The organism is Streptomyces fructofermentans (assembly GCF_014651055.1).
Lineage (GTDB): Bacteria > Actinomycetota > Actinomycetes > Streptomycetales > Streptomycetaceae > Streptomyces > Streptomyces fructofermentans.
In genome coordinates this window covers 68752-82408 of sequence record NZ_BMWD01000006.1, presented here as the reverse complement: position 1 = coordinate 82408, position 13657 = coordinate 68752, and the positions used below count along the sequence as shown (strand labels likewise).

The 13657-nt window shown below is 73.7% G+C and carries 11 protein-coding genes; 7 read left to right on the top strand and 4 right to left on the bottom strand.

Annotation, left to right across the window (positions count from 1 at the left end):
• The first annotated feature begins 100 nt into the window (after window positions 1–100).
• Together IE265_RS10640 and IE265_RS10635 are read left to right on the top strand one after the other, a co-directional pair.
• The gene (locus IE265_RS10640) at window positions 101–631 is read left to right on the top strand and encodes a helix-turn-helix domain-containing protein (RefSeq protein WP_190035203.1); all 531 of its coding nucleotides are present in this window, start codon (window positions 101–103) and stop codon (window positions 629–631) included.
• A complete protein-coding gene (locus IE265_RS10635; protein ID WP_190035202.1) occupies window positions 600–1715 on the top strand; it encodes a tyrosine-type recombinase/integrase in 1116 nt (371 codons plus the stop codon). Before IE265_RS10640 ends, IE265_RS10635 begins: the two co-directional genes overlap by 32 nt.
• A gap of 39 nt (window positions 1716–1754) precedes the next feature.
• Here IE265_RS10635 and mmsA read toward each other — a convergent pair whose 3' ends face one another.
• The 3 genes from mmsA to IE265_RS10620 form a co-directional block, all read right to left on the bottom strand.
• Entirely contained in the window at window positions 1755–3257 is a 1503-nt protein-coding gene (gene mmsA / locus IE265_RS10630) for a CoA-acylating methylmalonate-semialdehyde dehydrogenase (RefSeq protein ID WP_190035201.1), read from the bottom strand.
• A gap of 14 nt (window positions 3258–3271) precedes the next feature.
• Entirely contained in the window at window positions 3272–5197 is a 1926-nt protein-coding gene (iolD, locus tag IE265_RS10625) for a 3D-(3,5/4)-trihydroxycyclohexane-1,2-dione acylhydrolase (decyclizing) (protein ID WP_190035200.1), read from the bottom strand.
• Between the two features lie 769 nt (window positions 5198–5966).
• Window positions 5967–6851, bottom strand: a complete 885-nt coding sequence (locus IE265_RS10620; RefSeq protein WP_435843707.1) for a Cgl0159 family (beta/alpha)8-fold protein — start codon at window positions 6849–6851, stop codon at window positions 5967–5969.
• A gap of 374 nt (window positions 6852–7225) precedes the next feature.
• Here IE265_RS10620 and IE265_RS10615 point away from each other — a divergent pair, with 374 nt between their 5' ends.
• The 3 genes from IE265_RS10615 to IE265_RS10605 all read left to right on the top strand — a co-directional run bounded on the left by IE265_RS10615 (window position 7226) and on the right by IE265_RS10605 (window position 9441).
• Complete coding sequence (locus IE265_RS10615) at window positions 7226–8155, top strand: sugar phosphate isomerase/epimerase family protein (RefSeq protein WP_190035199.1); 930 nt, start codon at window positions 7226–7228, stop codon at window positions 8153–8155.
• Between the two features lie 273 nt (window positions 8156–8428).
• The gene (locus tag IE265_RS10610; RefSeq protein ID WP_190035198.1) at window positions 8429–8629 is read left to right on the top strand and encodes a helix-turn-helix transcriptional regulator; all 201 of its coding nucleotides are present in this window, start codon (window positions 8429–8431) and stop codon (window positions 8627–8629) included.
• A 191-nt stretch (window positions 8630–8820) separates the two neighbouring features.
• The gene (locus tag IE265_RS10605; protein WP_190035197.1) at window positions 8821–9441 is read left to right on the top strand and encodes a GNAT family N-acetyltransferase; all 621 of its coding nucleotides are present in this window, start codon (window positions 8821–8823) and stop codon (window positions 9439–9441) included.
• Window positions 9442–9745: 304 nt separating this feature from the next.
• Here the strand turns inward: IE265_RS10605 and IE265_RS10600 are convergent, their stop codons facing one another.
• Window positions 9746–10780 carry a zinc-dependent alcohol dehydrogenase family protein gene (locus IE265_RS10600; protein WP_190035196.1) on the bottom strand — a complete coding sequence of 345 codons (1035 nt, stop codon included), beginning with the start codon at window positions 10778–10780 and terminating at the stop codon, window positions 9746–9748.
• Between the two features lie 272 nt (window positions 10781–11052).
• On the opposite strand from IE265_RS10600, the gene IE265_RS10595 reads away from it, so the two are divergent.
• Together IE265_RS10595 and IE265_RS10590 are read left to right on the top strand one after the other, a co-directional pair.
• Window positions 11053–11292, top strand: coding sequence for a heavy-metal-associated domain-containing protein (locus tag IE265_RS10595; protein ID WP_190035195.1), 240 nt, complete (start codon window positions 11053–11055; stop codon window positions 11290–11292).
• 91 nt (window positions 11293–11383) lie between these two features.
• Window positions 11384–13654, top strand: coding sequence for a heavy metal translocating P-type ATPase (locus IE265_RS10590; protein ID WP_190035194.1), 2271 nt, complete (start codon window positions 11384–11386; stop codon window positions 13652–13654).
• Window positions 13655–13657: the final 3 nt, after the last annotated feature.

Sequence of the window (13657 nt, the reverse complement as noted above, 5' to 3'; positions counted from 1 at the left end):
CAAGCGTTCTCTGAAAGAACACTAGCGGGCAATGATCGCCCGTTGGCCCCGAGTGTGCCCGGTTGTTGCGCGTTCCGCAAGTTCCCGTTAGTGTGCTCTCATGGAACACAACGAAGCGTGGTCCCCCACGGCCACCGTCGCGAAGCGTGTCCGCGAAGCCAGAAAGCGGCGAGGCCTGACGGCCGAGCAGGTGGCCGAACGGCTCGCCGAGCAGGGCATTCCGTGGGAGCGCAGCACGGTTGCCAAGCTAGAGAACGGCAACCGGCAGAACCTGACGCTGACCGAGTGGCTGGCGCTGTCGGTCGTCCTGAACGTCGCGCCCGTGCACCTGCTCCTGCCGATCGATGCGGACGGAGACCCCTACCAGGTCACCCCGGAGCGCACGAACGAGGTAGAGCACACACGCGGCTGGATCCGCGGCCACTGGCCCCTGCCCGGATCGAACGCCATCCAGTACCAGGGCGAGATGCCCGAGGCCGAGCAGGGACGCATCCACCTCCCGCCGGCCAAGGACAGGGCGGACCGCATCAACGGCATCGAGTCGTCGATCCACCAGCTAACGACCGCGCTCCAGCATCTCCAACAGGAGGAAGGCGACGATGGCGAACATCGCGAAGCGCCCGAACGGTAAGTGGCGTGCTCGGTACCGCGACGACGCGGGCAAGGAACACGCCCGCCACTTCCCCCGCAAGGTCGACGCGCAGCGGTGGCTGGACGAGGTCAGCGCGTCCGTCCTCACAGGGCAGTACGTCGACCCGCAGGCCGGCCGAGTCACCTTCCGTGCCTACGGGGAGCAGTGGCGGCTGGCGAAGCCTCACCGGCCCACGACACAGGTGAAGGCGGAGCAGCACCTGCGCGTGCACGCCTACCCGGCATTCGGCGACAAGCCGCTCGCACGCATCCGGCGCAGCGACGTCCAGAGCTGGGTGACGGGACTGGAGAAGAGTGGCCTACGGGCGTCGACCGTGCGGACGACGTTCAACACGATCCGCGCCGTGTTCCGGGCCGCGGTCGCCGACCGGGTCATCGCCGTCTCGCCGTGCACAGACGTCGACCTCCCCGAGGTGCCGCGCCGAAGGGTCGTGCCGCTCACCGTTGACCAGGTGCAGGCTCTCGCCGCGGCGATGCCGGACCGGTACCGGGCGCTTGTCATCCTCGGCGCCGGTACGGGCCTGCGGCCGGGCGAGCTGTTCGGCCTCCAGGTGCGGCACGTCGACTTCTTCAAGCGGCAGCTGCACGTCGAACAGCAGGTGCAGCAGACCAAGGGCGGAGGGACGCGGGTCTGCCCACCGAAGACCAAGGAGTCGGAGCGGGTCATCCCGCTGCCTGACGTCGTCCTGCACGCCCTGGTGGCCCACCTCCGGGACTTCCCGGCAGGGGCGGACGATTTCCTGTTCCAGGACCCCAAGGGCGGCGCCGTGGTGTCCACGCGACTCATGGACAGCTCATGGCGGCCCGCCCGAAAGCTGGCCGGCCTCCCCTCGGTGACCATGCACCAGCTGCGCCACACCTACGCCTCGCTCCTGATCGCTGCAGGCGAGTCGGTCAAGGTCGTGTGCGAACGGCTCGGCCACACGAACGCGGCGATGACCCTGAACGTGTACAGCCACCTGTTCCCCGACTCGGAGGACAAGACGCGGAAGGCCATCGACGGCGCGTTCAGTGCCCCGCTCCAAGATCATGCGGACTCCGAGCGGACCGACGATGCCCGCTGACCGGGAAACAGCAGGCCAACGGGCATCGAGAGGGGGTGTTCAGGAGTTGCGCGGGAAGCCGAGGTCGACGCCCGTCGGGGCCTCCGACGGGTCCGGCCAGCGGGTCGTGACGACCTTGCCGCGGGTGTAGAAGTGCGTGCCGTCGTTCCCGTAGATGTGGTGGTCCCCGAAGAGGGAGTCCTTCCAGCCGCCGAACGAGTGATAGCCCACCGGGACCGGGATCGGCACGTTCACGCCGACCATGCCCGCCTCGATCTCCAACTGGAAGCGGCGGGCCGCGCCGCCGTCCCGGGTGAAGATCGCGGTGCCGTTGCCGAAGGGGGACGCGTTGATCAGCGCCACGCCCTCCTCGTAGGTGTCGACGCGCAGCACGCACAGCACCGGGCCGAAGATCTCGTCCTTGTACGCGTCCGCCGTCACCGGCACACGGTCCAGCAGCGAGATCCCGATCCAGTGGCCCTCCTCGTGGCCCTCGACCGTGTGGCCGGTGCCGTCGAGGACGACCTCGGAGCCCTGGGCGGCGGCGCCCGTCACGTACGAGGCGACCTTGTCGCGGTGGGCGGCCGTGATCAGCGGGCCCATCTCCGAGGCCGGGTCGCTGCCGGGCCCGATCCTGATCTTCTCGGCGCGCTCGCGGATCCTCTCCACCAGCTCGTCGCCGATCGAACCGACCGCGACGACGGCCGAGATGGCCATGCAGCGCTCGCCGGCCGAACCGTAGGCGGCGGACACGGCCGCGTCCGCCGCCGCGTCCAGGTCGGCGTCCGGCAGGACCAGCATGTGGTTCTTCGCGCCGCCGAGCGCCTGTACGCGCTTGCCGTTGGCGGACGCCGTGGTGTGGATGTACCGGGCGATCGGGGTCGAGCCGACGAAGGAGACCGCCTTGACGTCCGGGTGCTCCAGGAGGCGGTCGACGGCGACCTTGTCACCGTTGACGACGTTGAACACGCCGTCCGGGAGGCCCGCCTCGGCGAGCAGCTCCGCGAGCCTGAGGGCCGCAGACGGGTCCTTCTCGCTCGGCTTGAGCACGAAGGTGTTGCCGCACGCGATGGCCAGCGGGAACATCCACATCGGCACCATGGCAGGGAAGTTGAACGGCGTGATGCCGGCCACGACACCGAGCGGCTGGCGGATCGAGGCCACGTCGACGCGGGAGGCCACCTCGGTGGACAGCTCGCCCTTGAGCTGCACGGTGATGCCGCACGCCAGGTCGACGATCTCCAGGCCGCGCGCGACCTCGCCGAGCGCGTCGGAGTGGACCTTGCCGTGCTCGGCGGTGATCAGCTCGGCGATCTCGTCGCGACGGGCGTCGAGCAGCGCGCGGAACGCGAAGAGGACCGTGGAGCGCCTGGCGAGCGAGGACTGGCCCCAGGTCGCGTAGGCCTCCTTGGCGGCGGCGACCGCGGCGTCGACCTCGTCGACGCTCGCGAAGGCGACCTTCGTGGTGACGGCGCCGGTCGCGGGGTCGGTGACCGGCCCGTACGAGCCCGACGCGCCCTCGACGGCCTTGCCGCCGATCCAGTGGTTGACGATCTTCGTCATGCCCAAGAACTCCTTCACAGATGGCGGCGCCGGGTGGAGACGTGCCGGTCGTACTCTTCGCGAGCCTTGACCGCCGACGGTCGGGTCGCGGTCTCGGCCACAGGAACATCCCACCAGGCTTGCGCCGGAGGCGCGCCCGACACTGTGTCTGCCGTTTCGGTCTCCACGTAGACACATGTGGGAGTGTCGGCGGCCCGGGCCTCGGCCAGGGCCGCCCGCAGGTCGCGGACGGTCTTCGCGCGCAGCACCCGCATGCCGAGGCTGGCCGCGTTGGCGGCCAGGTCGACCGGCAGGGGCCGCCCGTCGAAGGTGCCGTCCCCGGAGCGGTGGCGGTAGGCGGTGCCGAACCGTTCGCCGCCCACGCTCTCCGAGAGCCCGCCGATGGAGGCGTACCCGTGGTTCTGCAGGACGACGACCTTGATCGGGACGCCCTCCTGCACGGCGGTGACGATCTCGGTCGGCATCATCAGGTACGTGCCGTCGCCGACCAGCGCCCAGACGGGCCGGCCGGGCGCGGCGAGCCCCACACCGACGGCGGCCGGGATCTCGTAGCCCATGCAGGAGTACCCGTACTCGACGTGGTACTGGTCCCGGGACCGGGCGCGCCAGAGTTTGTGCAGGTCACCGGGGAGGGAGCCGGCCGCGTTGACGAGGATGTCGTCGGCGGTGACGATCTCGTCGAGCAGGCCGAGCACCTGGGGCTGGGTGGGCCGGACGTCCGGGTCCTGCACCTCGTAGGCCGCGTCGACGCGGTACTCCCAGCGCTCCTTGTCGTCCGTGTACTCGGTGACGTACGAGGGCTCGGCACGGTGGCCGTGCGGCGCGAGGGCCCGGGTGAGCGCCTCCAGCGCCGTGCGCGCGTCGGCGACGAGCGGCAGGCCGGCGAGCTTGTGGCCGTCGAACGGCGCGATGTTGATGTTCAGGAAGCGGACGTCCGGGGCCGCGAAGAGGGTGCCGGACGCGGTGGTGAAGTCGGTGTAGCGGGTGCCCACGCCGATCACCAGGTCGGCGGTGCGGCCCAGCTCGCAGGCGGTGGCGGTGCCGGTGTGCCCGATGCCGCCGACGTCCGCCGGGTGGTCCCAGTCGAGCGAGCCCTTGCCCGCCTGCGTCGAGGCCACCGGGATGCGGGTCAGGTCGGCGAACTCCCTCAGCGCGTCCTCGGCCCCGCTGTGGTGCACCCCGCCGCCCGCGACGACCAGGGGGCGCCGGGCGGCCCGTACGGCGTCCGCGGCGGCGGCCAGTTCCCCGGGGTCGGCCGCCGGGCGGCGGACCCGCCAGACGCGCTCGCGGAAGAACGCGGCCGGCCAGTCGAACGCCTCCGCCTGCACGTCCTGCGGCAGCGCGAGCGTCACGGCGCCGGTGGCCACCGGGTCGGTGAGGACGCGCATCGCCTCCAGGGCGGCCGGGACCAGCGCCTCGGGGCGGGTGATCCGGTCGAAGTACCGCGACACGGGCCGCAGGCAGTCGTTGACCGACACATCGCCCGCGTACGGGACTTCGAGCTGCTGGAGGACCGGGTCGGCGGGGCGGGTCGCGAAGGTGTCGCCCGGCAGGAGCAGCACCGGCAGGTGGTTGATCGTGGCGAGGGCGGCGCCGGTGACGAGGTTGGTGGCGCCGGGGCCGACGGACGTCGTGACGGCCTGCACGGAGAGGCGGTCGCACTGGCGTGCGTAGCCGACGGCCGCGTGCACCATCGCCTGCTCGTTGCGGCCCTGGTGATAGGGCATCACGGGCCTGCCGGGAGGCCCCTCCTCCTCGGGGACGGCCGCGTACTCGACGAGCGCCTGGCCGATCCCGGCGACGTTGCCGTGGCCGAGGATGCCCCAGGTGGCGTCGATCAGGCGGCGCCGCACTCCGTCGCGTTCCGTGTACTGGACGGCGAGGAACCGCACCAGTGCCTGCGCGACCGTCAGCCTCGTCGTCGGCGTCGCCTCTGTCATCGGTAGCCCTCCGTCCGCTCCGGGTGGAAGCAGGTCCGCGGCCCTCCGCCCCCGCCGGGCCCGTACGTCCGCGCGGGACGGGACGGGTCCGGGCCGGGCGGCGGTCCTGCCGCGCCCGTCCGTCGGGGGCGCGACCGGTCCCGCCGGTGCGGACCTCGGCGGGGGCGTCGGATCCGCCCTCGCGCGAAGGGAATACGCGCTGCCGGGCCGATCCGTTCGGGCGGTCGGCCCCGGAGCCTCGGATCGGGCCCGGCTCGCCCGCGGGCCGCCCGAACGGGTCGGCACGGCACCCCCGGGCGCGCGGGCCCGTGCGCCCGGGGGTGCCGCGGCCGTGGGCGGGCGACGTGCCGGTCGACGAGCGCCCGCGGCCCGTTCCGGGTGCGAACCGCCGCTCCCCGCAAGGGAGTCGGTGGTTCGACGGGCCGCGCGCACGGTTCGCGGGGGTGCCGTCCCACGGGTCGCGGCGGGTACCTCCGGCGCGGGGCCGTAGCGGGCGGGGAGTCGTCGCCCGCACTTCGCTCCTGCCAGGGCGAAGCGGCCTCCCGCGCCGGAGGCGATCGGTTCCCGGGCGTCGCGGGAGGCGCGCGCGAGGCCGGCGGCTCCCGCGAACACGTCCCCCCTGCCCGGGAGTTCATGAAGTTTGTCCTCTTTATTCCCCTCTGCGGGCTCGGTGCAACCGCCGTGCTCCGTCCGCCCGGGACGGGTGCCCTCGCCGCGCGCGGCGGCACCTCCGAAGGCGTACGGCGGCCGCCCGGTCACGACGGCGGCCTCACAGCAGTCCCACGGCGGTGTCGACCGCGGCGGCGACGTCGCCGTCGGCCGGATGGAGCAGCGAACGGCCCACCACCAGGCCCCGGACCGTGGGCAGCCGCAGCGCGCCGCGCCACTTCTCGTACGCGCCGTCCTGGTCGTCGCCGACATCGCCGCCCAGCAGTACGGCCGGCAGCGTGGAGGTCTCCATGACACGGGCCATGTCGTCGGGGTTCTCCGTGACGGGGACCTTCAGCCAGGTGTACGCCGACGTGCCGCCCAGCCCGCTCGCGACGGCGATCGACGTGGTGACCGCTTCGGCGCCCAGGTCGTTGCGGAGGTCCCCGCGCGGGGTGCGGCGGCTCAGGAACGGCTCGACGAAGACGGGCAGCCGGCGCCCGGCCATGTCGTCCACGACCCGGGCGGCCGTCTCCAGCGTGGTGAGCGAGCCGGGGTCCTCGTAGTCGATCCGCAGCAGCAGTTTGCCCGCGTCGAAACGGGACCGTTCGAGGTCGCAGGGCCGGTGCCCGGTGAACCGGTCGTCCGCCTCCCACGCCGCGCCCGCGAGTCCGCCCCGGTTCAGCGAGCCCATGACCACCTTGCGGTCCAGCGCGCCGAGGAGAAGCAGGTCGTCGAGGACGTCGGCGGTCGCCAGCACGCCGTCGACCCCGGGCCGGGAGAGGGCCAGGCAGAGGCGTTCGAGCAGGTCGACGCGGTCGGCCATGGCGAGCCGGCGGTCACCCACCGCGAGCACCCCGCGGGCCGGGTGGTCGGCCGCGACGATCATCAGTCGGCCGGACTCGCCGAGGAGGGCCCTGCGCGGCCGCCGGGCGGCCGCCTCCGCGACGGCCTCGGGGTGCCTGGCCCGGACGCGGACGAGTTCGCCGATGTCGACGCGCGGCAGGGCGGTGTCGGGCCCCGGCCGCGCGCGCCCCGCGCCGCCTCCGCCGCCCACACCGCTTCCGCCGCTCTCGCCGCCTTCGCCGCGGGCTCCGCCGACGCTGCCCGCCCTCATGGCCCGACCGCCGTCCGGGGGCGCCGGCCGCCGGGCACGACCCGCTCGCGGGGGCCCCGGGTCCACGGCGGACACGGGCCCGCACCGGCCCGCACCGCGGTGACGCGGTCGTACGCACTGCGCTCCGCGGAGCCGGCCATCGGGTTCCCTTCGCATCGGCTGCCCTCAGATCTAGCCGCGTTTCCAGAGCCCTGTCAATTGGTTGTCCGGACATTCGGACCAGCCCTTGACACCCTTCCCCGGACACCCCGAAGCTGACGCCCATGACGCCGTTGTCACCTCAGTCATCGCCGCAGCCCTCACTGTCGCGCATCCGGGTCGGTTCGGCTCCCGACTCCTGGGGCGTGTGGTTCCCCGACGACCCCCGGCAGGTCCCATGGCAGCGCTTCCTCGACGAGGTCGCGGAGTCCGGGTACGAGTGGATCGAGCTGGGCCCGTACGGCTATCTGCCGACCGAACCGGCCGTTCTCGCGGACGAGACCGCGCGCCGCAACCTGCGCGTCTCGGCCGGCACCGTCTTCACCGGACTGCACCGGGGCCCGGACGTGTGGGACGCCACCTGGGCGCACGTGTCCGACATCGCCGCGCTCACCCGGGCGATGGGCGCCGAGCACCTCGTCGTCATTCCGTCCTTCTGGCGCGACGACAAGACCGGCGAGGTGCTGGAGCCCGACACGCTCACGCCCGAGCAGTGGCACCACCTGACGAAGCAGACGGAGCGGCTCGGGCGCGAGGTGCGCGAGCGGTACGGGCTGAAGATCGTCGTCCATCCGCACGCGGACACGCACATCGACAGCGAGGAGAACGTGACGCGCTTCCTCGACGGCACGGACCCGTCGCTCGTGTCGCTGTGCCTGGACACGGGCCACTACGCCTACTGCGGCGGCGACAACGTCAAGCTCATCGAGACGTACGGGGAGCGGATCGGCTATCTGCACCTCAAGCAGGTGGACCCGGAGATCCTCGCCGACGTCCGGGCGAACGCGGTCCCGTTCGGGCCCGCGGTGGCCCGCGGGGTGATGTGCGAACCGCCGTCGGGCGTACCGGCGCTGGAACCGGTGCTCGCGGCGGCGCAGAAGCTGGACGTGGAGCTGTTCGCCATCGTCGAGCAGGACATGTACCCGTGCCCGCCGGACAAGCCGTTCCCGATCGCCCAACGCACCCGTTCGTTCCTGAGGTCGTGCGGGGCGTAGACGGCTCGTCTCGGAGCGTTCCGGCACGGCGGCGGGCGCCGTCGCGCGCCCCCCGCCGTGCCGTAATGCGTCACTCGTGTCACAAAGACCTCATTCCTGTCACGCATGTCGCGCATACGCGGGTCTTGCGTCACACCCGGGCGACAGCCGCTACCGCATGATCGCGCGGTGTCGTTCACCCGTCGCAGGCTTTGTGATCGCCGGCGCAGCGCCCGGCTCCCCCGACGGCCGTCCCCCGGCCGCCGCTGCGGCGCGTGCAGGGAGGTGCCACGCATGACCGACCGAAGGCTCTGGTCGTACAAGGAGATCGCGGCGCACATCAAGGTGCAGCCGGACACGGTGCGGTCCTACCGCAAGCACGGGCTGCTCCCCCCGCCCGACCACGTGGAGAGCGGCAAGCCCTACTGGTACGCGGACACGGTCCGGGCCTGGGTCGCCTCCCGCCCCGGCAACAGAGGCCGCAGAGAGGGCTGAACCCGCGACCGGCCAGACCACCGGCCCCCCGCACGTCCGCCGTGCGGGGGGCTTCGCGCGGCGGGTCCGCAGGGGCAGGTGCGCCGGGGCTTCGCGGAGCGGGTGCGCGGCGGACGCGCCGGGGCGGGCGGGGCATTCCGACTCCCGATATTCGATTGCCCCGGCACCGGCCGGACTCCGAGGATGCCCGGATGAGCCCTCGTACGCCTCCTGCCGCGCCCGGCTGCGACTTCTCCGTGAAACCCGTCCTCACCGGGGAGAAGGCCCTCCTGCGGCCGTTCTCCGAGGACGACGTCCCGGTGATGGCCGAGATCCTCGCGGACCCCGAGGTGCTGCGGCTCACCGGCAGCCCGGTCACGGACTTCGACCCGGAACGGCTGCATGCCTGGTACGCCACCCGCAGCGAGCAGGACGACCGGCTCGACCTCGGTGTCGTCGACCGGGCGAGCGGCGAACTGGTGGGCGAGGCGGTGCTGATGGAGTGGGACGAGCCAAACCGAAGCTGTACGTTCCGAATCCTCCTCGGCCCGCGCGGCCGGGACCGGGGCCTCGGCACCGACGCCACCCGGCTGATCGTCGGGTACGCCTTCGAGCGGCTGCGGATGCACCGCGTGGCGCTCTGGGTGTTCGCCTTCAACCCGCGGGCCCGGCGCGCCTACGAGAACGCGGGCTTCGTCGCGGAGGGCGTCGAGCGCGAGACCCTGCTGCACGAGGGTGAGTGGATCGACGCCGTCCGGATGTCGGTGCTGTCCCGGGAATGGGCCGCCCACCGGGGCCGGCCCGCGGGTCCGCGGACCCTTCCCGCGGATTGACCCCGCGCACCCCGCCGACACCCCGGCCCGCGCCGGGCGGATGACCGCCGGTCGACCCCCCGCAGGAGTCCCCTTGGGGCGCGGGCCGGCACCCCGCCGCCGTCCCGACCGCCGCAGAACGCCACCGCGCCGGCCCCGCGGACGCCACGCCCGGCGGGCTCGGCGGACCCGAGGACCCGCGGCAGGCCCGACAGCCCGCAGGCTCGCGCCCGCTCGCCCGGCGGACCACCGCGGGCGCTGTGGCCGGCACGCGGTCCGCGGCCGTCGCGGCGGGACAGCGGCCGGGGCAGGGAACGCGTGCTCGTCACCGCCACGGGTCGATGACCGTGACACCCGCGCCGGGCGACCCGCCCATCGCCGCGAGGGCGTCCGGGGCCTCGTCCAGGGGAATCGTGGAGGTCACCAGCAGGTCGGGGCGCAGGACCCCGGCCCGTACGGACTCCAGCATCGGCGGGTAGGCGTGGGCGGGCATCCCGTGGCTGCCGAGGAGTTCGAGTTCCAGGCCGATCACCCGGGCCATCGGCACGGCGGGGTCCACGGGCAGCAGGCCGACCTGGACGTGCCGGCCCCTGCGGCGCAGGCTGTCGACCGACGCCGCGCAGGTGACCGGCGAGCCGAGGGCGTCCAGCGACAGATGGGCGCCGCCGCCCGTCAGGTCCCGCACGGCGGCCGCCGGATCCCGTACCGCCGAGGCGTCGACGCACCGGGCCGCGCCGAACGTCCGGGCCAGGTCCAGCGCCCCGGGCGAGAGGTCGACCGCGACGACCCGCGCCCCGGCGGCCGCCGCGATCATCACCGCCGACAGCCCGACGCCGCCGCAGCCGTGCACGGCCACCCACTCCCCCGGCGCCACCCGGCCCCGCGCGACGACCGCGCGGTACGCCGTGGCGAACCGGCACCCCAGAGAGGCAGCCGTGGCGAAGGACAACTCGTCGGCCACGGCCACGAGGTTCACGTCGGCGTGGTCCAGGGCGACGTACTGCGCGAAGGAGCCCCAGTGGGTGAATCCGGGCTGGGTCTGCCGTTCGCACACCTGCTGGTCGCCCGCCGCGCACGAGGCGCACCGCCCGCAGGCGCAGACGAAGGGCACGGTGACCCGGTCGCCCGGGCGCCAGCGGGTCACCAGGCCGCCGACCGCCTCGACCGTTCCGGCGAGTTCGTGACCGGGCACGTGGGGCAGCGCGATGTCCGGGTCGTGCCCCTGCCAGCCGTGCCAGTCGCTGCGGCACAGCCCGGTGGCCCCGACCCGGACGACCACCCCGTGCGGCGCGGGCTCCGGGTCCGGCACGTCCCGCACCTCGGCCGGCTCCCCGTACCGCTCGAACACCACTGCCCGCATGCGTCTCGCTCCCTCAGCCGTGGACCACCGCTCGGACCGAACGCTAGCCCCGCCCCCGGCGCTCACGCCCCTGGCGAAAAGCCGCATGGCGGTCATGCACCATGAGGTGCGGACATTCCCCTCCGGGACCGGCCCCTGCCGCGCAAGAGGGGACGCGGGGGCCCGGCGCACCGCGGCCCCTCCTGGATAAATACCCCCTAGGGGTATAGCCTGAACAGTGTGCGGCCCCTCGGGGCCGCCCCGCCCCACACGTCTCGACGAGGAGCAACGACATGACCGCCCAGACCGACACCCCGGGCTCCGTCACCACCGTCTACCAGGTGAGCGGGATGAGCTGCGGACACTGCGAAGGCGCGGTCTCCGGTGAGATCTCCGGGATCGCAGGCGTCACCTCGGTGAAGGCCGTCGCCTCCACCGGCGAGGTGACCGTGGTCTCCACCGCCGCGCTCGACGCGGAGGCCGTGCGCGCCGCCGTCGACGAGGCCGGCTTCGAGCTGGCCGGCACGGCCTGACGGGCTCCCCGCCGCACCCTCACCGCACCGGGCCGTACGGACCAGTCGATACTGGTTCCGTACGGCCCGGTTCGTTCCCTGGAGCACGGACATGACCAGCACCACCGCAGCGATCGCCCCGGAGGCCGCGGCCTCGGAGGTCGAGCTGGCCATCGGCGGGATGACCTGCGCCTCGTGCGTGTCCCGCGTCGAGAGGAAGCTCAACCGGATGGCGGGGGTCACCGCCACGGTGAACCTCGCGACGGAGAGGGCGAGGATCTCGTACCCGCACGGGGTCGAGGTCGCCGACCTGATCGCCACCGTGGTGCGGACGGGCTACACGGCCGAGGAGCTGCCGCCGCCGCGCACCGCCCCGGCCGGACCCGCGGCCGAGGCGGCCGGGGACCCGGAGCTCGCCGCGCTGCGCGAACGCCTCACCGTGTCCGCGCTGCTCGCCGCCCCGGTGATCCTGCTGTCGATGATTCCCGCACTCCAGTTCGACAACTGGCAGTGGCTCGCGCTGACCCTCGCCTCGCCCGTCGTGGTCTGGGGCGGGCTGCCCTTCCACCGGGCGGCCCTCACGAACGCCCGGCACGGCTCGGCCACCATGGACACCCTCGTGTCGATCGGCACCCTGGCCGCCTTCGGCTGGTCCCTGTGGGCCCTGTTCCTCGGTGACGCCGGAATGGCGGGGATGCGGGACGAGGGGTTCTCGCTCACGGTGTCCCGCGCGCACGGCGCCTCGGCCGTGTACCTCGAAGTGGCGTCCGGCGTGATCGCGTTCATCCTGCTCGGCCGCTATCTGGAGGCCCGCTCCAGGCGCAGCGCCGGCGCGGCGCTGCGCGCGCTCCTGGAACTGGGCGCGCAGGACGCCCGCGTCCTGCGCGACGGCCGCGAGGTGCGCGTCCCGGTGGACAGCCTGGCCGTGGGCGACCGCTTCGTCGTACGGCCGGGGGAGAAGGTCGCCACGGACGGCACCGTCGTCGAGGGGGCCTCGGCGGTGGACGCGTCCATGCTGACCGGCGAGTCGGTACCGGTGGACGTCTCCGTGGGCTCCTCCGTCACGGGCGCGACGGTGAACGCGGGAGGGCGGCTGGTCGTCGAGGCGACCCGGGTCGGCTCCGACACCCGGCTCGCCCACATGGCCAGGCTCGTGGAGGACGCGCAGAACGGCAAGGCCCGGGTGCAGCGGCTCGCCGACCGGACGTCGGCCGTGTTCGTGCCCGTGGTCCTCCTGATCGCGGCCGGCACCTTCGGCTGCTGGCTGGGGATCACCGGCGACACGGCCGCCGCGTTCACCGCCGCCGTCGCCGTACTGATCATCGCCTGCCCCTGCGCCCTCGGCCTCGCCACCCCGACCGCGCTCATGGTCGGCACCGGCCGCGGCGCCCAACTCGGCATCCTCATCAAGGGCCCCGAGGTCCTGGAGTCCACCCGCCGCGTCGACACCGTCGTCCTCGACAAGACCGGCACCGTCACCACCGGCCGCATGACCCTCCAGGAGGTGTACGCGGCCGAGGGCACCGACGAGCCGGAGGTGCTGCGCCTCGCGGGCGCCCTGGAGCACGCCTCGGAGCACCCGGTGGCGCGGGCCGTGGCGGCGGGCGCGTCGGCCCGGACCGGGCCCCTGCCCGCCGTGGACGCCTTCGAGAACGTGCCCGGACTCGGGGTGCGCGGCACGGTCGAGGGCCACGAGGTGCTCGTCGGGCGCGTCCGCCTCCTGGAGGAGGCCGGCATCCCGCTGCCGGACGGCCTGGCCGCGCTGCGCACGCGGGCCGAGGAGGAGGGCCGTACCGCCGTGGCCGTGGCCTGGGACGGGCGGGCGCGCGGCGTCGTCACCGTCGCCGACGCGGTCCGGGAGACCAGCGCCGAGGCCGTCCGGGCGCTGCGGGCCCTGGGCCTCACCCCGATCCTGCTGACCGGGGACAACCGGACCGTGGCCGAGTCCGTGGCCCGCTCGGTCGGCATCGGGTCCGACGACGTGATCGCCGGGGTGCTCCCGCAGGACAAGGTCGACGTGATCCGGGGGCTGCGGGCCGGGGGCCGGACCGTGGCGATAGTCGGCGACGGCGTCAACGACGCCGCCGCGCTCGCCACCGCGGACCTCGGGCTCGCCATGGGGACCGGGACGGACGCCGCCATCGAGGCGGGCGACCTGACGCTGGTACGGGGCGATCTGCGGGTCGCCGCGGACGCCATCCGTCTCTCGCGGGCCACCCTCTCCACCATCAAGGGCAATCTCGTCTGGGCCTTCGGCTACAACCTGGCCGCGCTGCCGCTCGCCGCCGCGGGCCTGCTCAACCCGATGATCGCCGGAGCGGCCATGGCGTTCTCGTCCGTGTTCGTCGTGACGAACAGCCTCCGGCTGCGGGCATTTTCATGACGA